Below are 24,708 nucleotides of genomic sequence, written 5' to 3'. Positions count from 1 at the left end.
GCCCCAGTCAATGTCTATCCCAGCATCCGGCGCATGAGGCGTGCAGCAACCCATCCCAGGATCGCTCCTCCACCGACTGCCCAAACCGGGTTGATGAAGTCCATGTGATTGATGTTGACATAGGCAACACCCAGCAATCCGCCCAAAACCGGGAGTGCGTAACCCAACAGGGTCAACACGTCATCCTTTCGGATGGTCTTGCCAGGCTTACGCGCCATCAGCCAACCGAGCCTTCGAGAGAAATGGCAACCAGCTGCTGCGCTTCCATCGCGAATTCCATCGGCAGCGCCTGAAGCACGTCCTTGCAGAACCCGTTAACGACCAGCGCCACGGCCTCTTCCTCGTCCATACCGCGCTGGCGGCAGTAGAACAGCTGGTCGTCGTCCACCTTGGACGTCGTCGCTTCGTGTTCAACCCGGCTCGAGTTGTTCTTGACCTCGATATACGGCACCGTGTGGGCCCCGCATTTGTCGCCGATCAGCAAACTGTCGCACTGAGTATAGTTGCGGCTGTCCTTGGCTTTGGGGTGCATCGACACCAGCCCGCGATAAGTGTTCTGAGCCTTACCCGCGCTGATCCCCTTGGACACAATCCGCGACTTGGTGTTCTTGCCCAGATGAACCATCTTCGTACCGGTATCGGCCTGCTGATAGTTGTTGGTGATGGCGATCGAGTAGAACTCGCCCTGACTGTCATCACCGCGCAGGATGCAGGACGGATACTTCCAGGTCACGGCAGAACCGGTCTCGACCTGCGTCCACATCACCTTGGACCTGTCGCCCCGGCAATCAGCACGCTTGGTCACGAAGTTGTAAATGCCGCCCTTGCCGTTCTCGTCCCCGGGGAACCAGTTCTGAACGGTCGAGTATTTCACCTCGGCATCTTCTTCGACGATGATTTCGACCACGGCTGCGTGCAGCTGCGCGGTGTCGCGCTGCGGCGCAGTGCAGCCTTCCAGGTAGGACACATACGAGCCCTTGTCGGCGATGATCAGGGTCCGCTCGAACTGTCCGGTGTTTTCCGCGTTGATGCGGAAATAGGTACTCAGCTCCATCGGGCAGCGCACGCCCGGGGGGATATATACGAACGATCCATCCGAGAACACGGCAGAGTTCAGAGTGGCATAAAAGTTGTCGGATACCGGAACTACGGTGCCAAGATATTTTTTGACAAGTTCGGGATGCTCTTTGATCGCCTCTGAAATCGAACAAAAGATCACACCGGCCTTTTTCAGTTCTGCCTGAAAGGTCGTGCCGACAGAAACCGAGTCAAATACCGCGTCCACAGCAACCTTGCGGCCCTCTGCGGGTGCATCCTCTGCACCTTCCACGCCAGCCAGAATCATCTGTTCTTTCAGTGGGATACCCAGCTTTTCGTATGTTGCCAGCAGCTTAGGGTCGACGTCATCCAGCGACTTGGGCTTCTCCTCCATCGACTTGGGGCGGGCATAGTAATACTGATCCTGAAAGTCGATCTTGGGATAATTGACCATCGCCCAGGTCGGTTCGTCCATCTGGGTCCAGCGGTCAAACGCGGCCAGGCGCCATTCGGTCATCCATTCCGGCTCTTCATTCTTTTCCGAGATAAGACGGACGATATCCGGGTTCACGCCCTTGGGCGCGTATTCCATTTCGATTTCGGTTTCCCATCCGTATTTGTAGGTTCCGACCTCACGCACCGCGTCCACGGTTTCCTGATCGACACCTTCTTTTACCTGGGTCTGGTCCAAAGCGGCCATATGACACCCTCCGTCAGATCACGCGGCACGCGCGCGATGCTTTTTCTCTTTTTCAAGCCACGTTTCGGCGAAACGCAGCACATCTTCTTCACTCGTCCGAGGACCCAGCGACACGCGGATCGCGCTTGCGGCCGTCACCTCGTCATATCCCATGGCGGTCAATACGGTGCTGGCCCGAACCTTTCCGCTTGAACAGGCCGAACCCGCGCTGACCGCAAATCCTGACAGATCCATCTGCATGACTTGCGTTTCGCCCTTCCAACCGGGCGACGCGAAACACAATGTGTTTGGAAGGCGCTCATGACCTTTTCCGACAAAAATAGTCGATTTGGAGCCGGCCTCAAGAGCGTTTTCTAGAATATTTCTAAATTCTGCGATTTCATCCCAAACGCCGTTGGCCAGATCCCGCGCGGCTGCTTCAGCTGCAGCCCCTAACCCTACAATTCCTATGACATTTTCCGTCCCGGACCGACGCCCCATTTCCTGCCCGCCACCCTTGATCTGGGCCGGCAGATCCGTTCCGCGTTTCATCACAACCGCACCAACCCCTTTGGGCCCACCCATCTTATGGGCCGAGATCAGGGCCATCTGCACGTTCAGCCAGTTGAAGGCCACGGGAAGTTTTCCAAAAGCTTGCGTGGCATCCGTTACGGCCAGCCCTGCGGGCAAGGATTGCACGACACCGGTTTCAGAATTGGCCAGTTGCAAGCATGAGTTCTCGGGTTCAAGCACTTTAACTTCACCTGAAGGAAGAACCGACAAATCTTCAACGATCCATGATCTTACGGCATCATGTTCAACTGCTGATCCGTGCAGTCCGCGCCCCGACAACGCCAAAGCAGCGCCTTCTGTGGAGCCAGAGGTAAACACGATGTCCGCCCCATCAGCCCCAAATGCGGCCGCCACCTGAGCGCGTGCGCGTTCAACAAGCGCCTTAGCGGCACGTCCTTCCGCGTGGACAGATGACGGGTTTCCGCAGACATCCATCGCCGCGATCATCGCGTCGCGCGCCTCGGGCCGCAACGGCGTGGTAGCGTTATGGTCCAGATAAATGCGATTCATAGATGCATCTTTTCCAAGTTAGAAGCACAAGCCGTTTTGCCGCCCGAGATACTCATTTTTTATTCGTCCACAACCGCAAACAGACTAGGAACCGCCGGGCACGGTGCCAGATCGTTCTTGATGACATCCGAGAGACGCGTCTGATGCAGAAACACATAGACATTCGCGCTGAGACTTTCCCACAGACGGTTGGTCAGGGATTGGGCCCGGCTTCCCGATGAAGCCCCCGAAGCACCCGCGCCCTTTTGCAGAGCATCTAGGGACTCATCCACTGCGGCCAGAATTTCGACAACGCGGATTTCTGACGCAGGGCGTGCCAGTCGGTAACCGCCCCCCGGCCCGCGAACCGAAGACACCAGTTCTGCGCGCCGGAGTTTGACGAATAACTGCTCAAGATACGGCAGGGAAATGTCTTGCCGCTCAGAGATTTCCCCCAGAGTCACAAGCCCATCTGTTGGTTGCAAAGCGATATCAGCCAGAGCAACCATTGCGTAGCGGCCTTTGGTCGACAGCTTCATTCACTTTCCTTCGTGGCAAGTTCAGTGCGAAATCATTGACGCCGCCGCTACCAATGCGTATCTCCGTCAGGCAGCGTCATACGCAATGCAACGTAATTAGAACCGTTCTAAGGTGTCCGACGATAACCGTCAAGTATTTCCGGCCGCCAGTAGTACAAAGACAGGACTAAAGCACATATGCCCGAGGTGATCTTTCCCGGACCAGAAGGCCGCCTGGAAGGCCGCTACCACCCGCAAAAGGAAAAAGACGCACCGATCGCCATCGTGTTGCACCCGCATCCTCAATTTGGCGGGACCATGAACAACAAGGTGGTCTACAACCTGCATTACGCGTTCTATAACATGGGCTTCACCGTGTTGCGGTTCAATTTCCGCGGCGTGGGCCGCAGCCAGGGTGAATACGATCAGGGCGTGGGTGAACTGAGCGATGCGGCATCCGCGCTGGATTACCTGCAATCGATGAACAACAACTCCAAGCATTGCTGGGTTGCTGGGTTTTCATTCGGCGCATGGATCGGAATGCAACTGCTGATGCGTCGCCCGGAAATCACCGGTTTCATCAGCGTGTCGCCCCCGGCAAACATGTATGACTTTTCATTCCTGGCGCCCTGCCCGTCTTCGGGCCTGATCATCAACGGCACCTCGGACAGGGTCGCGCCGCCGGCCGATACCACTTCGCTTGTCAGCAAGCTGCACGAACAAAAAGGTATCACCATCACGCATACCGAGGTGGAAGGCGCAGACCACTTCTTCCAGGACCGCCATATGGATACGCTGATCGACACCACAACCGACTATGTAAAGCGCCGCCTGACCGAGAACACCCGCTGATGTCGGATACCATCGGCACTCTGGCGGCAAGGCTGGCCGAAGATACGTTGAAGGTTATGGATGAAACCGGCAATGACCGGTTCTTTGTGGAAGTCGGCGAGGTTCTTGCGGCGGCTTCCCAATCATTGGAAGAGGCGTTCCTGACCGAAATCCGGGTTCGCATGGCCGAGCGCAAGGCGCGGCAATTCCTGGTCAAACACCTGTCCGCACATCGCTCGAAACTCAAGGCTATTGAAAAACAATGACTGACAGACTGTCCGCACAGATCGCGTTTCTGAAACAAGCGGACAGGCTGAAATCAGTTGATCGGGCAAATACACTGCTGGATCAGTCCCGGCAGGAAAACTCAGCGGAACACAGCTGGCATCTGGCGTTGTGGGCTTTGGTGATGGCGCCCTTGGCTGAGGATGATGTCGATATTGATCGCGTCATCCGAATGCTTTTGCTGCACGATCTGGTCGAAATCATCGTTGGCGATCATCCGATCCATCTGGCGACAGATTGGTCAGCGGTGGAGCAGGCAGAACAGGCTGCCGCCGAAACGCTGTTTGGCTTGCTGCCGTTCGATCAGACCTCGGAGTTCCTGTCCCTTTGGGCGGAGTTCGAGGCCGATGCGACACCTGATGCCCGTTTTGCCAAAATCCTTGATCGGTGCCAGCCGATGTTTCAAGTGCTCTGCGCACCAAACCCTGATCCCGAACACCTGACCGTTGTGCAGGACAATCTGGATGGCGGCCGCGCTGCCTATCTCGAAACCGCATTTCCTTTTGCGTTCCGACGATCCCGGGCCATGCTGGATGGCGCAGACCTGGAAGAAACCGATCCTTTCTGGGACCGACTACCATTTCTGACCGAAACGGATCAGTTGAAAACCGTATACCGTGCGTCGCGTCTTTTGTACGATTCAAGGTTCGAAAACTCGGCCGAGCATTCCTGGCACATCATGCTCTACGCGTGGATCCTTTCGGAATACTCGGATCCATCTGTGTCAATCGATCGGGTTCTGCGCATGTTGTTGCTGCATGACATCGTCGAAATCGACGCCGGTGATCACCCGATCCACGGGCAGGTCGATCACGCCGCGCAGGCCGCCGAGGAAGAAGCCGCAGCCGAACGTCTGTTCGGACTTTTGCCAGCAACACAACGGGATACGTTCCAGTCATTGTGGCGAGAATTTGAAGCGGCGCAGAGCCCGGACGCCCAGTTCGCAAAGGCGGTTGACCGGTTTCAGGCACCGATCGGAAACCTGGAAACCCAGGGCGGGACATGGGCCGACTACAACGTCACTTTTGGGCAAATCGAAAAGCGGGTGGGCGCTCCCATACAACGCGGGGCTCCGCGGCTTTGGGGCTGGCTCAGACCCAGAATTGCCGAGTTTTTCGAAGTTACGGCCGGTTAAGGGTGCATCAAAAAAAAAAAGGGGCAGAAGCCCCTTTTTCTGGCGTTTCGCGGACACTTAAACCTGTGTACCCTTTAACCGTTCAACAACCTGGGCTGCATCATTGTCGACGGACCCCCCGTCTGCAAGCCACCCTAGCGCCGCTACCAACACCGATAAAATAATGACGGTTCTTGCAAAATTCGTCATGACAAACTCTTCAAACTACTAAACTTAATACAAAAGCTGGCATATCACATTCAGACTTCTGCAAATAGTCTGGTAATCCTGACCTGTGGTCACCTTTCGACGTCTACTGTCGTTGCCCCGCATGACAGAAAATTCTTGCCGTTTGACAGGTTTTTATGCTCAAGCACACCTGAACATTCGTTGTGAGAGTTTTCCATTGCCCAAAGCCTATCTCTTCCTTCTTGTAGCCGTTTTGTCCGAGACGATCGGAACCACAGCATTGCAGGCCAGCCAGCAGTTTACACGCTTCTGGCCGTCGGTTCTGGTTGTTGTGGGCTATGGGTTCGCCTTTTACTTCATGGCACTGACACTGAAATTCATGCCGGTTGGCGTCGTTTACGCAATCTGGTCTGGGCTTGGAATATTTTTGATCGCCATCATTGGCTTCGTGGTGTTCGGCCAAAGGCTGGACTGGCCAGCCGTGATCGGATTGACCTTTATTCTATCCGGAATCCTGATCATTCATCTGTTTTCCAAGACCGCAGGCCACTGAACGCGCGTTAGGGCTGGTATATTTTGTCGCGCCGCGTTATGCGCGCGACAACTTCCAGTTCAAAGGCTGACCTCTCATGGACCTGCGCAATATCGCAATCATCGCTCACGTTGACCACGGCAAGACGACCCTGGTGGATGAGCTGCTCAAACAATCCGGTGCTTTCCGGGAAAACCAGGCCGTAGCCGAACGCGCCATGGACAGCAACGATCTGGAACGCGAACGTGGCATCACCATTCTGGCCAAAGCAACCTCGGTCGAATGGAAAGGTACGCGCATCAACATCGTCGACACCCCCGGCCACGCCGATTTCGGTGGCGAGGTTGAGCGTATCCTCAGCATGGTGGATGGCGTTGTCCTGCTGGTTGACGCTGCCGAAGGACCCATGCCGCAGACCAAGTTCGTGACTTCCAAGGCGCTGGCGCTGGGACTGCGTCCCATTGTGGTTCTGAACAAGGTTGATAAGCCGGATGCAGAACCCGACCGGGCTCTGGATGAATGCTTCGACCTGTTTGCCAACCTTGGCGCCGACGATGACCAGCTGGATTTCCCGGCCATGTATGCCTCGGGCCGTTCGGGCTGGGCCGACATGGAACTGGACGGGCCGCGCAAGGACCTGACCGCCCTGTTCGACCTAATTGTCGATCACGTCCCTGCCCCAAAGCAGGCAGAGAAGAAAAACGAGCCCTTCCGCATGCTCGCCACCACATTGGGCAGCGACCCCTTCATCGGCCGCATCCTGACCGGTCGCGTGGAAAGTGGCACCCTGAAGGCGGGCGACAGCCTCAAGGCGCTCAGCCGGGACGGTAAATTGATCGAGAACTTCCGCGCGTCCAAAATTCTCGCCTTCCGCGGCCTGAGCCAGCAGCCGATCGATGTGGCCGAAGCCGGCGACATTGTCACCATCGCAGGTATGAGCAAGGCCACCGTGGCGGACTCGCTTGTGTCGCCTCAGGTTGACGAGGCCCTGCCCGCGCAACCGATCGACCCGCCGACCATCACAGTGACCTTCGGGATCAACGATTCTCCGCTTGCCGGACGCGACGGGAAAAAGGTCCAGTCTCGGGTGATCCGGGACCGTCTTATGAAAGAAGCCGAGTCCAACGTTGCCATTCGCGTCACCGACACGCCCGGCGGCGAAGCATTCGAGGTCGCAGGCCGCGGCGAATTGCAGATGGGCGTTCTGATTGAGAACATGCGACGTGAAGGGTTCGAACTCAGCATCTCACGCCCGCAGGTTCTTTTCCGCGAGGAAAACGGACAACGGCTTGAGCCGGTTGAAGAAGTCACCATCGATGTGGATGACGAATACTCCGGAGCCGTAATCGAAAAGGTAACAGGTGCACGCAAAGGTGAACTGGTCGAGATGCGCCCTGCTGGTGCAGGCAAAACCCGCATCATTGCCCATGTGCCCTCTCGTGGTCTCATCGGGTATCATGGCGAATTCCTGACCGACACGCGTGGAACCGGCGTTTTGAACCGCGTCTTCCATGGTTGGGCGGCACACAAAGGCCCTATCCCCGGCCGGCGTGCCGGTGTTCTGATCTCAATGGAAAACGGCCAGGCAGTCGCCTATGCACTGTGGAACCTTGAAGAGCGTGGCCGCATGTTCGTTGCCCCTCAGACCGACGTGTATCAGGGCATGGTGATCGGTGAACATTCGCGCGACAACGATCTGGAAGTGAACCCTCTGAAAGGCAAGAAGCTGACCAACGTGCGTGCCAGCGGTTCGGACGACGCCGTGCGTCTGACGCCGCATGTACAGTTTTCTCTGGAAGAGGCGATTGCCTATATCGACGATGACGAACTGGTCGAAGTCACACCCAACGCGGTCCGCCTGCGCAAGCGTTTTCTGGACCCGCATGAGCGTAAACGTATGGCAAAATCAGCCTGATCAACTGCAGACTGTGCATGTCCGAAACGGAAACAATGGCGATTGTGTGGCATATTTGCTTCCAATAAAGATTAAAACTAGAAAGCGGAAACCTGGGCAAATTGCCCGGTTTCCTTTAAAAAGAATAGCGTCTCTCCTTTAAATTGTATTAATTCGAAGTCACTCTCCCAAACTACATCTTGTGGTTTGGTTATTATCAAGGTGTATTTGCGTCAATTGTGTGATGCTCTTCATACGCGCCTTGAACTAGACGGTGCATATGATCGGCATGGTTGAGTAAAAAGTACCAAGGAGTACAACATGGGAACCCTGTCCCGTACCTTTCCGACTTACCTCGTGGCGACTGCTTTCTTCGTCGTTTCGGCTGACGAGTCTTTCGCTGCCGGTGTGTGCGATGTCAAAACTGCGCGCCAGTCCGGCGCATCATCTCAAGTCTTGTGCGAATGTGATGCGGTTACGAGTAGAATGATACGTTATGTCCAACGTCGCGCCGATTTCGACAAGATCCTGGCACGACTTGGCGCTGAGTGTGCGCCTCTGGCTGCACTGCTTACGGATTTTCCAACAGCGTCTACCGGAACCTCAAATCAAAGATCCGGGGACGGTCACCCAGATGAGAACCGCGATACCGGTACTCCCGGCGGAGAAAACTCGGGCGGCGGAGTTGAAGCGACCGGTCCAAGTGGTGGTCCAGAAACCACAGGAGGAGGAACTCCCGGTGGTGAACAGCCCGGCGGTGAACAGCCCGGTGGCGAGCAGCCAGGTGGTGAACAGCCCGGTGGTGAACAGCCAGGTGGCGAGCAGCCAGGTGGTGAAGAGCCAGGTGGCGAGGAGCCGGGTGGCGAGGAGCCGGGTGGCGAGGAGCCGGGTGGCGAGGAGCCGGGTGGCGAGGAGCCGGGTGGCGAGGAGCCGGGTGGTGAAGAACCAGGCGGTGAAGAAGAGCCAACGTGAGGGATCACGGAAGTTGCGGTCAGACGTCCGGATTTGATCCTAGATAGCTCATTTAGCAGCGCACACGTAGCTCTTCGTGTTTTGAAACCTGCCTGAAAAACATGGGTGCAAAGAATTTGTACCCATGCAACGTGTCTCAGCAACTCAAATAAGGTGCGTTGGGCTCAGCTATGACCGTAAACACCCACCCAGTGGCTAGGTCGTTTTGGGTCCTGCATGCGAAGAAAAAGGTACCGCGTCGCTGTCCAGTGCTTGATCCGGTTTGTGAGGTTGTCCAAAACTAAATCGCCGTTGGCTGAGCGATAAACCAGAACTGCATGCGGCCCCCGGCGCCTGTCCAATACTGTAGCGATTAACAGTTTGCTTGGATCTACCCCTGCGTGGATCAAATCTCTTTTCTTCAGCAGGGCGAAGTCTTCACAATCACCGCCTCTTGCCGTTGGCAGTGCCCATCTCTCGCGGGTGTTATACTGGGACTGATCGGTCACTTCGCGGGTCGAGTTATTCACGCGCCGATTAACCTGCTCCACAACCTTCAATTCCTGTTGGCTGGACATGGATACAGATCGTTTTCCTACACAGGCCCAATTGTATTGATTGCAAAGGTTGATGGCGCCGGAAGGTGGCGGTGAAGATGCAACACTTGGAATAAAGCCTCCCTCGGATGCGTGTGCTGACGGTGCCGAGGCAATCGTGCAGATGCTCAAGACGCAAACGGTAGCGACGCACGCCGATATTGGGAAAACTCTGGTGCGGAAGCGCTTCGCCAGTGCAATAAATAAAGACATTCCTACACCCCAATCCTGTGTTTTTTGCACGATCGCGCATTAAACAGGGCCGCACTCCGTCATGGGAAACGACCTGCGAACATCCCAGCTTGGGCAATCACTTTAAAAAATTGGACGGAAAAAAGGGCGAAAATTCGATCTTCAATCTGACTTTTTCGCGCTAGAAGTTGGATGGCGCGGTCATAATTGCGGCGCGAAACCTTCAAGATTGTACGATCCAGTTTGCGTAAGATATTGTTATAGTTAATAAAAAATTGCAACCCATATAGACGGGCCGCGCTTCTAAAATGGATTGTGACATAGGCTAAAGATTGCCGATCTGTCGCCGTATCCCAAAGAAATCTACAAGACGAGCTTTGTAAACTGACAGTTACTCAGTGATTTCAACCACAACCAGCTCGCGTTCGCTCGCCTCACGGGCATGATTCAGCGCTTGCTGGTAGTCGTCCGAGTTGTAGCACTCGACCGCTGCTTCTAGTGACGGGAAGCGGGCGACAACGTTGCGCGGCCGCTCTTTGCCTTCCAGTTGAACGTAACGCGCAGCACGGGCGATGAACTCACCCCCGTGCTTGGCGATGGCTGGCCCGGCCAACTCGGCGTATTTTCCATATGCCTCGGCATCAGTCACTGTTACGTGCGCAATCCAGAGTGCAGCCATTTTATCCTCCCAATACCTGTTCCGCAGCCTTGATCGCCGCATCCGAATTCGAGGCGTCCTTGCCTCCGCCCTGCGCCATATCCGGACGGCCACCGCCGCCCTTTCCGCCCAGTTCAGCCACGGCAGCCCGCACCAAGTCGACTGCGGAGACCCGATCCGTCAGATCTGGCGTGACACCCGCCGCGACGGCCGCCTTGCCGCCGGCGTCGGCAATCAGCAACACCGCCCCTGACCCGAGGCGGCTTTTGTGTTCGTCGATCAGCGACGGAAGATCTTTTCCGGAAACGCCGCTCAAGGCCTGAGCCAGGAATTTGACACCGTTCACCTGTTTGGCCTCCGCGCCACCGCCGGTCGACGGACCAGCCATGGCAAGATCACGGCGCAACTGAGCGACCTCATTTTGCAAGGACTTTCGTTCATCCAGCAGGGACTTCACGCGTCCCACTACATCGTCAGGTTGGGCCTTCAGTTCCAAAGCGATCTGGGCGACGCGGTGATCCTGTGCCGACAGATATCGAAACGCTTCATCCCCGGTCAGGGCTTCGATCCGGCGTACACCCGCACTACTGGCACTGTCACCAAGCACAACGAATGTGCCGATGTCCCCAGTCTGGCGCACATGCGTTCCACCACACAGCTCGATCGACCAGGTTTCCCCGTCGCTGCCTTTGCCAGTCGGCGCCTTGCCCATCGACACCACGCGGACTTCATCGCCATACTTTTCGCCGAACAATGCCTGCGCGCCAAGTTCGCGCGCATCGTCGGGCGTCATGATCCGAGTTTCGACGGCCGAGTTCTGGCGAATGAAATCATTCACCTCTCGTTCGACTTTCTTAACCTCTTCCAGTGTCAGAGCCTTGGAATGGCTGAAGTCGAACCGCAGCCGATCCGCTGCGTTAAGCGAGCCGCGCTGCGCCACATGATCGCCCAGCGTTTCGCGCAAGGCCTCGTGCAATAGGTGCGTGGCCGAATGGTTCGCGCGAATGGCCGTGCGGCGGACGTGATCGACCTCAAGTTCGACTGCGTCGCCCTTGGAAAGCGTACCTTGATCCACGGTCACCTTGTGGGCGTAAACTTTGCCGTCGGCAAATTTTCTGGTGTCTTCGACCAACGCCACATCATCGCGGTCTTCCAGACGGCGAATTTCGCCTGTGTCGCCGATCTGACCACCGGCTTCGCCATAGAACGGCGTCTGGTTCACAACGACCCAGCCGCTGCCGCCCTGCCCGATTTTGTCGACCAAAGAACCATCAACAATCAGCGCGGCGATCTGACCTTCGGCCTTTTCGGTATCGTATCCCAGAAAATCCGTAGCCCCGGCAGCATCGAGAACATCGAACCACACAGCCTGATCCGCCGATTCTCCGGACCCGGCCCAGGCGGCGCGCGCCTTGGCCTTCTGTTCGGCCATGGCCGCATCGAAACCGTCGGTATCGACTGTCCGACCCTTTTCGCGCAGCGCGTCCTGAGTCAGGTCCAGTGGAAAGCCATAGGTGTCATACAGTTTGAACGCGGCATCCCCCGGCAGCGGCGCGCCTTCAGGCAGTCCGGACATCTCGTCATCCAGCAACTTCAATCCGCGGTCCAGAGTTTGCTTGAAACGGGTTTCTTCAAGCAGCAAAGATTCCTCGATCAGCGATTGCGCCTGCCCCAGTTCGGTGTATTGCGCGCCCATCAGTTGGACCAGCGTAGGCACAAGGCGGTGCATAACCGGGTCCTTGGCACCCAGCAGATGGGCATGCCGCATGGCCCGGCGCATAATTCGACGCAGAACATAACCACGCCCGTCGTTTGAAGGCATTACGCCATCGGCAATCAGGAACGAGGTTGACCGCAGGTGATCCGCGATAACGCGGTGATGCACGTTCTGATCACCGTACGGATCCACGCCGGTTGCCTCAGCAGAAGCTTCGATCAGCGTCTTGAACAAGTCGGTGTCATAGTTGTCGTGGCTGCCCTGCAGAAGCGCACCAATCCGTTCCAGCCCCATGCCCGTGTCGATCGACTGCATGTCGAGCTCCACCATCGAGCCATCTTCGAACTGTTCGTTCTGCATGAAAACGATGTTCCAGATTTCGATGAACCGGTCGCCATCTTCCTCGGCCGAACCCGGAGGACCGCCCCAGATATGATCGCCATGATCATAGAAAATCTCGGTGCACGGGCCGCACGGGCCAGTCGGCCCCATCTGCCAGAAGTTGTCGTTGGTTGCGATGCGGATTATCCGGTCTTCGGGCACTCCGACCTTTTTCCAAATCTCAAACGCCTCGTCGTCGGTGTGATACACCGTGGTCAGCAAACGGCTTTTGTCGATCCCGAACTCCTTGGTGATCAACTCCCATGCAAACGGGATTGCATCATTCTTGAAGTAATCGCCGAATGAAAAATTCCCAAGCATCTCAAAGAACGTGTGATGCCGCGCGGTGTATCCCACATTGTCCAGATCGTTGTGCTTGCCGCCCGCACGCACACATTTCTGCGCAGTTGTAGCACGCTGATAGTCGCGAGTTTCAACTCCGGTGAACAGGTTTTTGAACTGCACCATGCCCGAGTTGACAAACATCAGTGTCGGGTCGTTTCGTGGGACCAGCGGGCTGGATGCCACCACTTCGTGCCCCTGTTTTGCAAAGTAGTTCAGGAAGGTGGATCGGATATCGTTCAGCGTGGGCATAAGGCTCTCTCAGCGCGCAATCATCTTGGTCTGCGAAGGTTTAGCCCCGTGCCCTCGCAGTGTCCACAGCATTGGTTTGGCGGAACGAAACAAGACGACCCTGGAGGACCGCCCTGTTCCGTGCTTTCTACATCCTTCTGAAAGGAACCGTGGGATTTCTGTCGTTCGCTTCGGCGCGACGATTACGCTTCGAGAATATCATCCTCGTCCGCATTGGGGGGCAATTCGAAATCCAGACCGTGAGCCGCGCGTATCTTATCCTCGATATCCAGCGCCACGCGGGCGTTGTCACGCAGGAACTGCTTGGCGTTTTCTCGGCCCTGCCCGATCCTTTCGTCGCCATAGCTGAACCACGAACCCGACTTTTCGACCACGCCGGCTTTGACGCCGAGGTCCAGCAACTCACCCATCTTGCTGATGCCTTCGCCATACATGATGTCGAATTCAACCTGCTTGAAGGGCGGCGCCACCTTGTTCTTCACGACTTTCACGCGGGTCTGGTTACCGACCACTTCGTCACGATCCTTGATCGCGCCGATACGGCGAATATCCAGACGGACCGAGCTGTAGAATTTCAGCGCGTTACCACCAGTGGTGGTTTCCGGGCTGCCAAACATGACGCCGATCTTCATCCGAATCTGGTTGATGAAGATCACCATGCACTTCGAACGGCTGATCGAGCCGGTCAGTTTGCGCATTGCCTGGCTCATCAGACGGGCCTGCACGCCGACACTACTGTCGCCCATGTCGCCTTCGAGTTCCGATTTCGGCGTCAGTGCCGCAACCGAATCGACGACAACCATGTTCACGGCCCCTGATCGCACCAGCGTATCGGTGATCTCAAGTGCCTGCTCACCGGTGTCAGGCTGCGAGATCAGCAATTCATCAAGGTCGACGCCCAGCTTACGGGCATATTGCGGATCCAGCGCGTGTTCGGCATCCACAAACGCACAGACACCACCGCGCTTTTGCTGTTCGGCAATGCAGTGAAGGGTCAGCGTGGTCTTGCCCGAGCTTTCCGGGCCGTAGATTTCCACGATCCGGCCCATCGGAAGACCGCCAATACCCAACGCGATGTCCAATCCCAGCGATCCGGTTGAGCTTGCTTCGATGTCCTGCCTGGCGTCTTCGCCCAGCTTCATGATCGACCCTTTGCCGAACTGGCGTTCGATCTGGGCCAGTGCGCTGTCCAGCGCCTTTTGCTTGTCTGCGTTTTTCTTGTCGCTCATCGTCAGAAGATCCGCCATTGTCCTGTCGCTTTCCCTTTTGTCACACCCTTGAACGGGCGGCAATCGCTGCTTTGTTCGCCTCTTGTTCCTTATGGGACCAAAAGTAGAACATTTCAACAAAAACTTATGTAACTCACTGTTCCGGAATTGTGTTAAAGATCCGTTTACGCCAATCTGCGTCAAAGCCGAACGTGAGAAGGACGCAGGTAAATGATTGTTTTTTATAAGGAACGACTGGCTTTTTTGTCGGTCCCCAAAACCGGCAGCACCGCCTATCACACCGCCCTCCGGGAGCACGCGGATATCGTCGTCGCTGGTCCGCCTGAACTCAAGCATGCGCCCGTTCGCCGGTACGATCGCTTTTTTCAGAACATTTTTCGTAAAGTGTACGATACCGAGATGGAAATCATGGCCGTTGTACGCGAACCCATTGATTGGCTGGGTAGCTGGTACAGGTTTCGCAGCCGTCAGGACCGCGTTGGTCACGCGCACTCAACACGTGGCCTGACTTTTGATGAGTTCGTTCAAGCCTACATGCAGACCCCGCGACCTGAGTTTGCGGATGTCGGCACTCAAACCCAGTTCTTTCGCACCCGCAGCAATGGTTTCGGCGCACGTCACGTTTTCAAATACGAGCATCAAGACAAAATTCTGGACTTTCTTCAGGACCGTCTGAACGTCAAAATTGATCTGCAGTGGGAGAACGTATCTCCTCCTGGCGACTTGGCCTTGCCAGAAGAAACCGAACAGAAGTTCCGCAACATACATGGCGCCGAGTTCGCCCTGCATGACTCCGCGCTCTAAGTCGTTCAATTCAGTTGCTGGAAGACCGCTTCAGTCAACTGATTCAACGAAAACGGCTTGGGCAGGAAGGTCGATCTGGCGATTTCGGGACCTGAACCGCTGAACGCGCCTTCGGTATAACCTGACATGAAGATCACGCTGACATCGGGCCGGGTTTCCATCGCTTTGCGCACCCATGTCGGCCCGTCCAACCCCGGCATGACGACATCAGTTACGAATGCGTCGACTTTCAGAGTGGAATCTTCGAGCAGGCGCAAAGCCTCTTCGCCGGAATCCGCTTCAAGCACCTTGTACCCCTTCAACCTCAATGCGCGTGTGGCAAAAGCTCGAACGGGCGCTTCGTCCTCGACCAGCAAGACAACACCGTCACCCTGTTTTGCATTTTGCGGAACCCGACTTTCCTGCTGCGATGGCACTGGCTCAGCCGGGGCAACCGACACCGGTAGAAATACAGTGAACTCGGTTCCGAAGCCCTGCGCGCTGTCGACAAAGATGAAGCCGCCGGTCTGTTTTACGATTCCGTAAACAGTCGACAGGCCCAATCCGGTGCCCTCGCCAGTTCTTTTGGTTGTGTAAAACGGCTCAAAAACCTTTTGCAGCTTGTCCGCTGCAATTCCGACACCGCTGTCGATCACCTTGACCGTCACATACTCGCCCGGCGGAACGGTCGCCCGGTCCCGCCTAAGCGGCTGGGCCATCTCGATGACCTCGGTTTCAATTCGAATTTCCCCGCCTTCAGGCATCGCGTCCCGCGCATTGACAACCAGGTTCATAAACACCTGCTCAAGCTGCCGCTTGTCCGCCCGAACTGGCTTGAGCACCGGATCATGGCTGAGCGTCAATCGGATTTTTTCCCCGACAAGACGGTTCAGAAGATGGATGAGATCGGAAATCGTGTCGCGCAGATCCAACGCTTCGGGTCTGAGGGTTTGTTTGCGGGAAAATGCCAACAACTGGCTGACAAGCGCCGCAGCGCGATTGGCGTTCTGGTTGATCTGAACAAGATCACCGTAGTTCGGATCATTCTGATCGTGCCTCAGTAACAGCAAGTCACAGTGACCCGAGATCGCCGTCAGAAGGTTGTTGAAATCATGCGCAACGCCACCGGCCAATTGTCCGACCGCCTGCATTTTTTGCCCCTGCACAAACTGGGCTTCAAGCGTCTTCAGTTCGGTCGCGTCGTTCAGAACCGCAATCAGGCAAACCTGCCCTTCATGCAGGACACGGCTAAGTGTAACCTGGATAAAGATATCCTTGTCCTTCCGCGTCAGTTTCAGGAACTCGGAACGCGGGCCATCCTCACCGGCGACCGTGCGTGACAGCCAATCGGGAACCGGCTGCCCCAGCCCCTGCATGATTGCGACGACATTGGTCACACCGGGCTCAATATCTCCGATCAGTTTGTTGGCCAATATGTTGGCTTCAAGAATGCATCCGTCAGGAGAGAGACAAAGAACCGGCACAGGCAAATCCGAGAATGTCATCCGTGTTCGGCTTTCGGGCGCGATTTTCAGCGGCACTAGGGCAAAATCGCGCACCATACCCGATCGCGAAATCTGAACAAACGTTCCAGGGACAGCGCCCTCACCTGTCTTGATTTGCAGAATGCTGCCCGGCTCAGGAACGTCACCGGCAATGGCCTGATCCAACGTTTCGGGTTGTCCCCCCAACAGTGCCTGCGCAGCGCTATTGGCTTGCAGAACGGATCCGTTTCTACCTTCCGTCAGAACTGGAATATCCAAACCTTCCCAACGCGAACTTTCGTCCAATCCGAACCGCCAACAGTACAACCCATTGCCAAAGCCAAAAACGCTGACAGGGATGGTCGAACCCAGCGTCACGGCATCCTCGCGCGCACGGCCATTTTGGGCGACCTTCGATTGCAGCCGCAACAAGAGTGCTGCGGGGTTGGCAAAGACAGATCGAAGACAATGGTCGAGACGCTGCCCCTGCGTTGCCCCAAACCGCCTGACGGCTGCCTGGTTGATGATCTGAATATTACCCTGACTGTCCGCGATAAGACATGGGGACAAGTCCTTTTCAACAAACGCCGCCATAACGGATTTTGCGTTTCTTGCGCACCTGTCCGCCAACTGCCCGCGAAACACGACAATACTTCCAGCAGCTGCCAAAGATCCGCCAACAACAATCAGCCCAATCGACCATTCAGACGGAACCGCATTCAGAAACGGTGCAAAGCACAATCCCAGCGCAACCAAGGCCAGCGCCAACAGGCGCGATACGTAAGCTGTGTGACGAACGGAAGGATCAGGAAAAAACTCAGTGGTGTCAGACATAAACGACTCGGAATGTTGGATACCGAGTATGACGGACCCAATACGGTTAATTCCCGCTTAACATAACATCAATGCAGGACTCTCTCGTTTAGGTTGTTAATGCTCCGTTTCTTGTCGCGTCAAGTGTGCCGTAAAAAACCCATCAGTTCCGTGTGTCACCTGCCATGACTTCTGAAACGCTAGGCGCCAATCCGGGTGCATTGTCTGAAACGCGTTCACAATTGCCTCGTTTTCGTCGACAAGCATAGAACACGTCGCATAAGCCAGCAGCCCGCCTGAATGGGTCAGTTGTGAAATCTGCTCGAGTATTTGTGCTTGAATGACGCAAAGATCCTGCAACTTTGCTTCGGTCAACGCCCATTTTCCAGCCGGTGCCCTGCGCCAAGATCCGCTGCCGGAACATGGCGCGTCCGCCAAGACGACGTCAAATGGGGCTTGCCGCAGGATGTCGTCAGCGGACAGTCGCTCGACGTTGACCCCTGCCCGTTCTGCCCGTGTTGGAATATCCTGCATCCGGGCTTCATTGATATCATGGGCAAAAACCTGAACTCCGGGCCGGGCCGCCAATGCCAGTGCTTTTCCCCCGCCGCCTGCGCAATAGTCCAGCACGCGCATTCCGGGTTCAAGGTCGATCGATGCGGCGACTGCCTGACTCGCGGCATCCTGCAATTCGACCATCCCGGACGCAAACGCCCGGCTTTGCGAGATTCTGCGGGCACCCTCGATCACCTCAAGCGCAGTGTCGCAGGCCGGGTGCGGTCTGGTCAGGATGTCGTCCGACTCAAGCACTCGAACAGCCTCAGTCACATCGGACTTGACCAGATTAACACGCAATTGAACGGGGGCCCGGGACTGCAGGGCGTGGGCGGCAGGAATTGCATCCTCACCCAAAGACGCGCTGAACCTTGGCCAAAGCCATTCCGGGATGTCAAACTCCTCCGCTTTGGAGGAGAAACCCCGGCTTGTCTCGTGTTCGGCAACAGGGGGCGGTGCATGTCGTGCGCCCGAAAACAACCCGGCGATATCCTCGCCCTTGGCACGCGCCGACCCGATCATCAGACCCCGACCGGTTTCAGATCCGCCCAGTGCCGAAAACGAGCGCTTGCAGCGCAGGCCGTCAAACACGTGATCCCGCACCCCTGCCCGATCTTTCGAGCCTGCAAACCTGCTGCGCCGGGCCCATCCGGTCAATGCTTTTTCGACCGGTGCGCCATCCAGAATCTCATCCAGTATTTCGATGGCGGCCTGAATGCGGGCGGCAGGGGTCATAAGGCAACTCCGTCGTCAAACGAATGGTCGGAACAGATCATCGTAAAAACCAAAACGGCGCCCGGTAAAGGGCGCCACTTGTTGAACCATCGCAATTACATAACGCGATAATTCGGGCTTTCACGCGTGATCTGGACGTCGTGAACGTGGCTTTCCTTCAGCCCCGCGCCAGTAATTTTCACAAAGGTGCAGTTGCGACGCATTTCTTCAACCGAAGCACATCCGGTATAGCCCATTGCGGCACGCAGCCCGCCCACAAGCTGATGCACGACAGCGCTGGCCGACCCTTTGTAGGGCACCTGCCCTTCGATCCCTTCAGGCACCAGCTTGTCGTTGGCGGCGTCCTTCTGGAAATACCGGTCGGCTGAACCACGTGCCATTGCACCAAGGCTGCCCATCCCCCGATAGGATTTGAAAGAGCGTCCCTGATAAAGGATCACCTCGCCGGGGCTTTCGTCGGTACCTGCAATCATCGAACCGACCATGGCGCAGGATGCGCCGGCTGCAATCGCCTTTGCGAAATCGCCGGAAAACTTGATACCGCCATCTGCGATCACCGGAACCTCGCCAGCGGCGGCGGCACAATCCATGATGGCCGTCAACTGCGGCACACCGACCCCTGCGACCATCCGTGTCGTGCAGATCGACCCCGGACCGATCCCAACCTTGATGGCATCGGCCCCCGCGTCGATCAGTGCCTTGGTTGCCTCACCTGTCGCGACATTTCCCGCGATAATCTGGACTTCATTCGACAGGGCCTTGACGCGCTTTACGGCATCAAGAACGCCCTGTGAATGCCCATGCGCCGTATCTACGACGATGATGTCCGCGCCCGAGTCAATCAGCTCTCCAGAACGCTCGAAACCCGCATCTCCGACCGAGGTTGCGGCTGCAACCCGCAAGCGACCCAGATGATCCTTGCACGCCGTGGGGTTCAGAACGGCCTGCTCGGTGTCTTTCAGTGTCAGAAGACCCGTCAGCTTGCCACTGCCATCAACAACCAGAAGCTTCTCGATCCGGCGCGCACGCATAAGGCTCTTGGCCTCTTCCAGGTCCGCAGGCTCTTTCAGCATGGCCAGATTGTCCGATGTCATCATCATGTGAATCGGAGTGTCCTCGGAAGTGGCAAACCGCATGTCGCGGTTGGTCACGATACCAACAACGCGGCCATCGCCATCGACTACCGGAAATCCGGTGAAATTGTAGCGCTGGACCAACGCCTTGGCGTCCGCAAGCGTCTGATCCGCCCGCAGGGTTACGGGGTTGTACACGATGCCGGATTCAAACCGTTTGACACGCCGAACCTCGCGGGACTGTTCCTCGACTGACAGGTTCTTGTGAATGACGCCAATTCCGCCCGCCTGTGCCATTGCAATGGCCATACGCGCCTCGGTCACGGTGTCCATGGCCGAACTGAGCAATGGGATGTTCATGCTGATGTTGCGCGTCACACGCGTGGTTGTATCCGCCGTCGCAGGAAGGACACTGGATGCCCCCGGAACCAGAAGAACATCGTCAAAGGTGAGTGCCTCACGAATCTGCATTTGCTAACCCCATGCAAAACCCCGTTTGACGGCGACCCTATTGCACGGATTCAGCCCAAGGGAAAGCCCCGCGTGCCAATAGTTTGCCCCGGTTGGCGGGCGGTCTGGTAAAAAACGACGCAAGCTGCGCAAAACGTGCCGCTGAATGCCCTTTCCCTTTGCGCGCAAACTCATATCTTGCCCGGCATACGCGCGAATACAAAAAGGCAGGCCTTCCATGACCACCGACCCACTTGTCGTCTTTACCCCATCGGGCAAACGCGGGCATTTCCCCGTTGGCACTCCGATCCTGACAGCGGCCCGCCAGTTGGGTGTGGACCTCGATTCGGTCTGCGGCGGGCGTGGCATCTGTTCCAAATGCCAGATCACACCCAGCTATGGTGAGTTTCCCAAGCACGGCGTCACCGTGTCCGACGGCGCGCTAAGCGAATGGAACGCGGTCGAGCAACGCTATGACGACAAGCGTGGCCTGAAACCCGGTCGCCGTCTGGGGTGCCAGGCATCGGTCCAGGGCGATGTGGTGATTGATGTCCCACCCGAAAGCCAGGTCCACCGTCAGGTTGTTCGCAAGGCAGCCGCCGCCCGCGCCATCACAATGGACCCTGCGACGCGCCTGTATTTTGTGGTGGTCGAGGAACCGGACATGCACTCGCCCACCGGCGATCTGGAGCGGTTGGAACGGGCCCTGCGTGAACAGTGGAAGATCGACGCCGTGACGGCGGACCTGTCGCTGATGTCCAAGCTTCAGCCTGTGCTGCGCAAGGGAAAGTGGGAAGTCACGGTCGCCGTCCACAAGGGCCACAACGATAGCGTCGCGCGTATCGTCGAAATCTGGCCGGGTCTGCACGAAAGCGGCCTTTACGGCCTTGCCATCGACCTGGGTTCGACCACAATCGCCGCGCACCTGACCGATCTGGAAACGGGCGAGGTCAAGGCGTCCTCGGGCCTGATGAACCCTCAGATACGTTTTGGCGAAGACCTGATGAGCCGGGTTTCCTATTCAATGATGAACCCCGGCGGCGATCGGGAGATGACGAAAGCCGTGCGTGAGGCGATCAATGACCTGACTACCTCGATCGCGGACGAGGCCGGGATCGACGCGGCCCTGATCGTGGAAACCGTGTTTGTCTGCAACCCGGTCATGCACCACCTGCTGCTTGGCCTTGATCCGGTCGAACTGGGACAGGCGCCGTTCGCACTGGCCACATCCGAAAGCATGTCCCTGCCCGCTCGCCAGATGGATCTGACCAACATGAACCCGCGCGCGCAGGTCTATATCCTGCCTTGTATCGCAGGCCATGTAGGCGCGGATTGCGCTGCGGTCGCTTTATCGGAAGAACCCGGCAAATCCGAAGATCTGGTCCTGATCGTGGATGTCGGCACCAATGCGGAAATCCTGTTGGGCAACACCAGCCGCGTTCTGGCCTGCTCGTCGCCGACAGGTCCTGCTTTTGAGGGTGCCCAGATCAGTTCCGGCCAGCGCGCCGCCCCCGGAGCCATCGAACGCATTGAAATCGATCCCGCCACAAAGGAGCCGCGCTTTCGGATCATTGGATCGGAAAAATGGTCCGACGAAGACGGTTTCGATCTGGATGTTGCCACAACCGGAATCACCGGCATTTGCGGCTCCGGCATCATCGAGGCCGTGGCCGAGATGCGCATTGCAGGACTGTTGGACGAAGGCGGCCTGATCGGATCGGCCGAACAGACCGGCACGCCGCGCTGCATCCCCGAAGGGCGGACGCATTCGTACCTAATCCACGACGCCAGTGCCGATGGCGGCCCGCGCATTACTGTAACCCAGGGCGATATCCGGGCAATCCAACTGGCGAAATCGGCGCTCTATGCCGGTGCACGCCTTTTGATGGACGAAATGAAGGTCGACAAGGTCGACCGCGTGGTGCTGGCCGGAGCCTTTGGCGCGCATATCTCGACCAAACACGCGATGGTACTGGGAATGATCCCGGATGCGCCGCTGGAAAAGGTTTCCAGCGCAGGTAATGCCGCCGGGACCGGCGCGCGCATTGCATTGTGCAACATCTCATCCCGGTCCGAAATCGAACGGGTTGTTCGCGAAATCACCAAGATCGAAACCGCTATCGAGCCGAAATTCCAGGATCATTTCGTCGCCGCCAACGCGATCCCGCACAAATCAGATCCGTTCCCGGAACTGGCGCAAGTTGTCACCCTGCCATCGCCATCGTTCAACACAGGTGGCGGAGATGACGAAAAATCTGGCCGGCGCCGCCGCCGGAGGTCATAATCCGGCCATTGACAGGGGGCCGTCATGACTACAGCAAATGAGGAGCAAGCTGAGTATTGGGGAAAATCGGTTCTTGGGGCCAAATGGTTGATCCACGAGGACCAGCTTGACCATCTTCTTGCGCCAGTTCTTGGTCTTGTGCTGGAACGCGCAGCGCTGAAGCCGGGAATGCGGGTGTTGGACATCGGTTGCGGAACCGGTGCCAGCACAATTGCTTCGGCGCAAGAAGTCGGTCGGAATGGCCGCGTTCTGGCTGCCGATTTCTCACAACCCTTCGCACATCGCACGCGCGAACGTTCCTTGGATTTGGGGCTGACGCAGGTTGAGGTCGAATGCGCGGACGCCCAGACTTTTGGGTTTTCCGAAGGGATCCAGGACGCGGTGATTTCCCGTTTTGGCGTCATGTTCTTCGAGGACCCGGTCGCCGCCTTCGCGAATATGGCAAATGCGCTGAAACTCGGCGGGCAGATGACGTTTGCAGCATGGGGACCATTGTCGGACAACCCTTGGTTCAAGCTGCCTTATATCGCGGCCACAAATCAGCTTGGCCAACCCCCAAAAGTAGATCGCTATGCGCCCGGCCCCCTTGCCTTCCACGATATCGAACATGTGACAGATATGATGTCGCGCGCCGGACTATGCGACATTCGCGGTGAAACCGTATCCCTGTTCCTTCACGGGCCGGACACGCTTGAGGAAACTGCGGCACTGTGTATGCGCGTCGGCCCAGCCTCGCGGGTCATTTCTCATTTTGGCGCCTCAGACGGAGATATCAAGGCGATCCGGACCGCAGTCGCCGAAGCTTTCGCGACATTCGCCACAGATGATGGCATCAGCATCCCTGCTGCCATAAACCTGTTCCAGGCCCGCCGGGCCGCCTGAGGGTCCGAAGATCGAAACCCGGTGCAACGCGCAACACCTGCCGGAAACCTATTGGATTCAGAAACTATTGAATTTCGTTTTGCCGCGTGTTTCACCACGGGCAAAACAAACTTTGAACATATCTGGTCTTTTCTAGTTGAGTGGTAACAAATGGCCCAATTAGTGCGACCCCTATTCCTTGGGCGTATTACGCCACTGCAACCAATGGGGATTGATGAAGATAATCCAGCTCTGGACACGCCAATCATCGACACGTAGCTTGCAACTGCTCTTAGGAAAGTACGGTTTCAACCGAGCCATCTGTTCATCGGTTGGCCAAAACAAGTTGCTCATCACGCCTCCTGAAGTTCATGGGCTTGAATCTGCCCGGAGCGAAAACTGCAACCAAATCAACGGGCACAGAGACTAGGGTCGGGGCTCAAAACCAATAGATAATGGTTGCGGCGAGGGCGATGACTGAGCAGAAGACCTTTGGACAGCGTTCATTGCGGGTTGGCACCCACCTCCAGTCTTTGTGTCGGCCAAACATGATCTCAATGCGGTTGCGACGCTTGTCGTATTTGACCGGTGACTTGCGTTGCTCTCGACCGGGGATGCAAGCCCGTATGCCTTTGTCCTGCAAGCTTCTCGGAACCAGTCGACGTCATAGCCGCGATCCCCGGGCAACCATTTGACTTTTGACAGACTGCTCAGCAATGCCCGTGCGCCGATATAATCGCTGACCTGACCGGCGGTGACGAAGAGGTTGAGCGGCCGCCCTTGGCTGTCGCGGATTGCATGCAATTTTGTGTTCATGCCACCTTATTACTACCGATCAGACGGCCACGCCCCCTTTTTTGCGGCCATGCTGGTCGCTGTGCGGTAGGCCTTCAGATAGGTTGCGTCGATCATCACGGTCTGTTACTCACCGAGTTCAGAAGCCAGCCCGACCATCATCCGCGCGAATATCCCTTTCTCACTCCAACGCTTCCACTAGCTGTAGGGGGCCTTGTGCTGGTCATAAGCGGCAGGAGTATCACTCCAACGCAGGTCATTGCAACTGAAGAGGATTATTCCACTCAGCACGCGCTTGTCGTCAACCCATGCCTACCGTGGGACCCCTTCTTTCCCAAGTCTCACGGTAAGCCGCGTGTCGATGACCGGCGTGTGTTGAGCGGGATAATCTTGATCAACCGCAATGGTTTGCGAT

The 24,708-nt window shown here is 56.8% G+C and carries 21 protein-coding genes and 3 pseudogenes; 11 read left to right on the top strand and 13 right to left on the bottom strand.

Annotation, left to right across the window (positions count from 1 at the left end; translation table 11 throughout):
• Positions 1 to 14 precede the first annotated feature (14 nt).
• Genes ACR0J8_RS06525 through iscR form a run of 4 tightly spaced genes read right to left on the bottom strand, consistent with a single transcriptional unit; the run spans position 15 to position 3,318 of the window.
• Positions 15 to 218: a hypothetical protein gene (locus ACR0J8_RS06525; RefSeq protein ID WP_170615000.1), complete on the bottom strand. Its 204-nt coding sequence runs from the start codon at positions 216 to 218 to the stop codon at positions 15 to 17.
• Positions 218 to 1,738 carry a Fe-S cluster assembly protein SufB gene (gene sufB, locus ACR0J8_RS06520; protein ID WP_480527368.1) on the bottom strand — a complete coding sequence of 507 codons (1,521 nt, stop codon included), beginning with the start codon at positions 1,736 to 1,738 and terminating at the stop codon, positions 218 to 220. The genes ACR0J8_RS06525 and sufB overlap by 1 nt, the downstream gene beginning before the upstream one ends.
• A gap of 18 nt (positions 1,739 to 1,756) precedes the next feature.
• Positions 1,757 to 2,800, bottom strand: coding sequence for a cysteine desulfurase family protein (locus ACR0J8_RS06515; protein ID WP_480527367.1), 1,044 nt, complete (start codon positions 2,798 to 2,800; stop codon positions 1,757 to 1,759).
• Positions 2,801 to 2,859: 59 nt separating this feature from the next.
• Positions 2,860 to 3,318, bottom strand: a complete 459-nt coding sequence (gene iscR / locus ACR0J8_RS06510) for a Fe-S cluster assembly transcriptional regulator IscR (RefSeq protein ID WP_480527366.1) — start codon at positions 3,316 to 3,318, stop codon at positions 2,860 to 2,862.
• 177 nt (positions 3,319 to 3,495) lie between these two features.
• On the opposite strand from iscR, the gene ACR0J8_RS06505 reads away from it, so the two are divergent.
• The 6 genes from ACR0J8_RS06505 to ACR0J8_RS06480 all read left to right on the top strand — a co-directional run bounded on the left by ACR0J8_RS06505 (position 3,496) and on the right by ACR0J8_RS06480 (position 9,114).
• Positions 3,496 to 4,149 (top strand): alpha/beta hydrolase, encoded by a 654-nt coding sequence (locus ACR0J8_RS06505; RefSeq protein WP_170614996.1) that lies wholly within the window; start codon positions 3,496 to 3,498, stop codon positions 4,147 to 4,149.
• Positions 4,149 to 4,394, top strand: a complete 246-nt coding sequence (locus tag ACR0J8_RS06500) for a hypothetical protein (RefSeq protein WP_170614995.1) — start codon at positions 4,149 to 4,151, stop codon at positions 4,392 to 4,394. The genes ACR0J8_RS06505 and ACR0J8_RS06500 overlap by 1 nt, the downstream gene beginning before the upstream one ends.
• Positions 4,391 to 5,548 (top strand): HD domain-containing protein, encoded by a 1,158-nt coding sequence (locus ACR0J8_RS06495; protein WP_480889247.1) that lies wholly within the window; start codon positions 4,391 to 4,393, stop codon positions 5,546 to 5,548. Before ACR0J8_RS06500 ends, ACR0J8_RS06495 begins: the two co-directional genes overlap by 4 nt.
• 385 nt (positions 5,549 to 5,933) lie before the next feature.
• On the top strand, positions 5,934 to 6,269 hold the full coding sequence (locus ACR0J8_RS06490) for a DMT family transporter (protein ID WP_321252898.1): 336 nt from the start codon (positions 5,934 to 5,936) through the stop codon (positions 6,267 to 6,269).
• 76 nt (positions 6,270 to 6,345) lie between these two features.
• Positions 6,346 to 8,163 carry a translational GTPase TypA gene (gene typA / locus ACR0J8_RS06485; RefSeq protein WP_170614992.1) on the top strand — a complete coding sequence of 606 codons (1,818 nt, stop codon included), beginning with the start codon at positions 6,346 to 6,348 and terminating at the stop codon, positions 8,161 to 8,163.
• Between the two features lie 300 nt (positions 8,164 to 8,463).
• A complete protein-coding gene (locus ACR0J8_RS06480) occupies positions 8,464 to 9,114 on the top strand; it encodes a hypothetical protein (protein ID WP_480889245.1) in 651 nt (216 codons plus the stop codon).
• Between the two features lie 164 nt (positions 9,115 to 9,278).
• On the opposite strand, the gene ACR0J8_RS06475 is transcribed toward ACR0J8_RS06480, so the two are convergent.
• Positions 9,279 to 9,821 carry a transglutaminase-like cysteine peptidase gene (locus tag ACR0J8_RS06475; protein ID WP_321254929.1) on the bottom strand — a complete coding sequence of 181 codons (543 nt, stop codon included), beginning with the start codon at positions 9,819 to 9,821 and terminating at the stop codon, positions 9,279 to 9,281.
• Here ACR0J8_RS06475 and ACR0J8_RS06470 point away from each other — a divergent pair.
• Positions 9,724 to 9,945: a hypothetical protein gene (locus ACR0J8_RS06470; protein WP_480889503.1), complete on the top strand. Its 222-nt coding sequence runs from the start codon at positions 9,724 to 9,726 to the stop codon at positions 9,943 to 9,945. The genes ACR0J8_RS06475 and ACR0J8_RS06470 overlap by 98 nt on opposite strands.
• A gap of 327 nt (positions 9,946 to 10,272) precedes the next feature.
• Here the strand turns inward: ACR0J8_RS06470 and ACR0J8_RS06465 are convergent, their stop codons facing one another.
• The 3 genes from ACR0J8_RS06465 to recA all read right to left on the bottom strand — a co-directional run bounded on the left by ACR0J8_RS06465 (position 10,273) and on the right by recA (position 14,478).
• On the bottom strand, positions 10,273 to 10,560 hold the full coding sequence (locus ACR0J8_RS06465; protein WP_170805679.1) for a DUF1330 domain-containing protein: 288 nt from the start codon (positions 10,558 to 10,560) through the stop codon (positions 10,273 to 10,275).
• A 1-nt stretch (position 10,561) separates the two neighbouring features.
• Positions 10,562 to 13,231 carry an alanine--tRNA ligase gene (alaS, locus tag ACR0J8_RS06460; RefSeq protein ID WP_480527357.1) on the bottom strand — a complete coding sequence of 890 codons (2,670 nt, stop codon included), beginning with the start codon at positions 13,229 to 13,231 and terminating at the stop codon, positions 10,562 to 10,564.
• A gap of 182 nt (positions 13,232 to 13,413) precedes the next feature.
• Positions 13,414 to 14,478, bottom strand: a complete 1,065-nt coding sequence (gene recA, locus ACR0J8_RS06455; RefSeq protein ID WP_480527355.1) for a recombinase RecA — start codon at positions 14,476 to 14,478, stop codon at positions 13,414 to 13,416.
• 192 nt (positions 14,479 to 14,670) lie between these two features.
• On the opposite strand from recA, the gene ACR0J8_RS06450 reads away from it, so the two are divergent.
• Complete coding sequence (locus tag ACR0J8_RS06450; RefSeq protein ID WP_480889242.1) at positions 14,671 to 15,264, top strand: sulfotransferase family 2 domain-containing protein; 594 nt, start codon at positions 14,671 to 14,673, stop codon at positions 15,262 to 15,264.
• A gap of 5 nt (positions 15,265 to 15,269) precedes the next feature.
• On the opposite strand, the gene ACR0J8_RS06445 is transcribed toward ACR0J8_RS06450, so the two are convergent.
• The 3 genes from ACR0J8_RS06445 to guaB form a co-directional block, all read right to left on the bottom strand.
• A complete protein-coding gene (locus ACR0J8_RS06445; protein WP_480889240.1) occupies positions 15,270 to 17,561 on the bottom strand; it encodes an ATP-binding protein in 2,292 nt (763 codons plus the stop codon).
• A gap of 96 nt (positions 17,562 to 17,657) precedes the next feature.
• Positions 17,658 to 18,830, bottom strand: a complete 1,173-nt coding sequence (locus tag ACR0J8_RS06440; protein ID WP_480527349.1) for an RsmB/NOP family class I SAM-dependent RNA methyltransferase — start codon at positions 18,828 to 18,830, stop codon at positions 17,658 to 17,660.
• A gap of 95 nt (positions 18,831 to 18,925) precedes the next feature.
• Positions 18,926 to 20,374: an IMP dehydrogenase gene (gene guaB / locus ACR0J8_RS06435; protein WP_170614984.1), complete on the bottom strand. Its 1,449-nt coding sequence runs from the start codon at positions 20,372 to 20,374 to the stop codon at positions 18,926 to 18,928.
• Positions 20,375 to 20,591: 217 nt separating this feature from the next.
• Between guaB and ACR0J8_RS06430 the strand changes: the two genes are divergently transcribed.
• Together ACR0J8_RS06430 and ACR0J8_RS06425 are read left to right on the top strand one after the other, a co-directional pair.
• A complete protein-coding gene (locus tag ACR0J8_RS06430) occupies positions 20,592 to 22,637 on the top strand; it encodes an ASKHA domain-containing protein (protein ID WP_480527347.1) in 2,046 nt (681 codons plus the stop codon).
• A gap of 24 nt (positions 22,638 to 22,661) precedes the next feature.
• A complete protein-coding gene (locus tag ACR0J8_RS06425) occupies positions 22,662 to 23,519 on the top strand; it encodes a methyltransferase domain-containing protein (protein WP_480527346.1) in 858 nt (285 codons plus the stop codon).
• A gap of 174 nt (positions 23,520 to 23,693) precedes the next feature.
• Here ACR0J8_RS06425 and ACR0J8_RS06420 read toward each other — a convergent pair.
• Together ACR0J8_RS06420 and ACR0J8_RS06415 are read right to left on the bottom strand one after the other, a co-directional pair.
• Positions 23,694 to 23,852 (bottom strand): annotated as a pseudogene (locus tag ACR0J8_RS06420) (IS5/IS1182 family transposase); the annotation flags it as partial.
• 85 nt (positions 23,853 to 23,937) lie between these two features.
• Positions 23,938 to 24,599, bottom strand: a pseudogene (locus ACR0J8_RS06415) (IS5 family transposase); the annotation flags it as partial.
• An 18-nt stretch (positions 24,600 to 24,617) separates the two neighbouring features.
• On the opposite strand from ACR0J8_RS06415, the pseudogene ACR0J8_RS06410 reads away from it, so the two are divergent.
• Positions 24,618 to 24,708 (top strand): annotated as a pseudogene (locus ACR0J8_RS06410) (IS5/IS1182 family transposase); the annotation flags it as partial.

The organism is Ruegeria sp. N11, assembly GCF_056531525.1.
The sequence above is the reverse complement of the archived record's forward strand: the minus strand, read 5'-3'. Positions and strand labels throughout refer to the sequence as shown.

Coding starts and splice junctions, on each gene's coding strand:
- ACR0J8_RS06525 (WP_170615000.1), bottom strand. CDS start 218: ATGGCGCGTAAGCCTGGCAAGACCATCCGAAAGGATGACGTGTTGACC.
- sufB (WP_480527368.1), bottom strand. CDS start 1,738: ATGGCCGCTTTGGACCAGACCCAGGTAAAAGAAGGTGTCGATCAGGAA.
- ACR0J8_RS06515 (WP_480527367.1), bottom strand. CDS start 2,800: ATGAATCGCATTTATCTGGACCATAACGCTACCACGCCGTTGCGGCCC.
- iscR (WP_480527366.1), bottom strand. CDS start 3,318: ATGAAGCTGTCGACCAAAGGCCGCTACGCAATGGTTGCTCTGGCTGAT.
- ACR0J8_RS06505 (WP_170614996.1), top strand. CDS start 3,496: ATGCCCGAGGTGATCTTTCCCGGACCAGAAGGCCGCCTGGAAGGCCGC.
- ACR0J8_RS06500 (WP_170614995.1), top strand. CDS start 4,149: ATGTCGGATACCATCGGCACTCTGGCGGCAAGGCTGGCCGAAGATACG.
- ACR0J8_RS06495 (WP_480889247.1), top strand. CDS start 4,391: ATGACTGACAGACTGTCCGCACAGATCGCGTTTCTGAAACAAGCGGAC.
- typA (WP_170614992.1), top strand. CDS start 6,346: ATGGACCTGCGCAATATCGCAATCATCGCTCACGTTGACCACGGCAAG.
- ACR0J8_RS06480 (WP_480889245.1), top strand. CDS start 8,464: ATGGGAACCCTGTCCCGTACCTTTCCGACTTACCTCGTGGCGACTGCT.
- ACR0J8_RS06470 (WP_480889503.1), top strand. CDS start 9,724: ATGGCGCCGGAAGGTGGCGGTGAAGATGCAACACTTGGAATAAAGCCT.
- ACR0J8_RS06465 (WP_170805679.1), bottom strand. CDS start 10,560: ATGGCTGCACTCTGGATTGCGCACGTAACAGTGACTGATGCCGAGGCA.
- alaS (WP_480527357.1), bottom strand. CDS start 13,231: ATGCCCACGCTGAACGATATCCGATCCACCTTCCTGAACTACTTTGCA.
- recA (WP_480527355.1), bottom strand. CDS start 14,478: ATGGCGGATCTTCTGACGATGAGCGACAAGAAAAACGCAGACAAGCAA.
- ACR0J8_RS06450 (WP_480889242.1), top strand. CDS start 14,671: ATGATTGTTTTTTATAAGGAACGACTGGCTTTTTTGTCGGTCCCCAAA.
- ACR0J8_RS06445 (WP_480889240.1), bottom strand. CDS start 17,561: ATGTCTGACACCACTGAGTTTTTTCCTGATCCTTCCGTTCGTCACACA.
- ACR0J8_RS06440 (WP_480527349.1), bottom strand. CDS start 18,830: ATGACCCCTGCCGCCCGCATTCAGGCCGCCATCGAAATACTGGATGAG.
- guaB (WP_170614984.1), bottom strand. CDS start 20,374: ATGCAGATTCGTGAGGCACTCACCTTTGACGATGTTCTTCTGGTTCCG.
- ACR0J8_RS06430 (WP_480527347.1), top strand. CDS start 20,592: ATGACCACCGACCCACTTGTCGTCTTTACCCCATCGGGCAAACGCGGG.
- ACR0J8_RS06425 (WP_480527346.1), top strand. CDS start 22,662: ATGACTACAGCAAATGAGGAGCAAGCTGAGTATTGGGGAAAATCGGTT.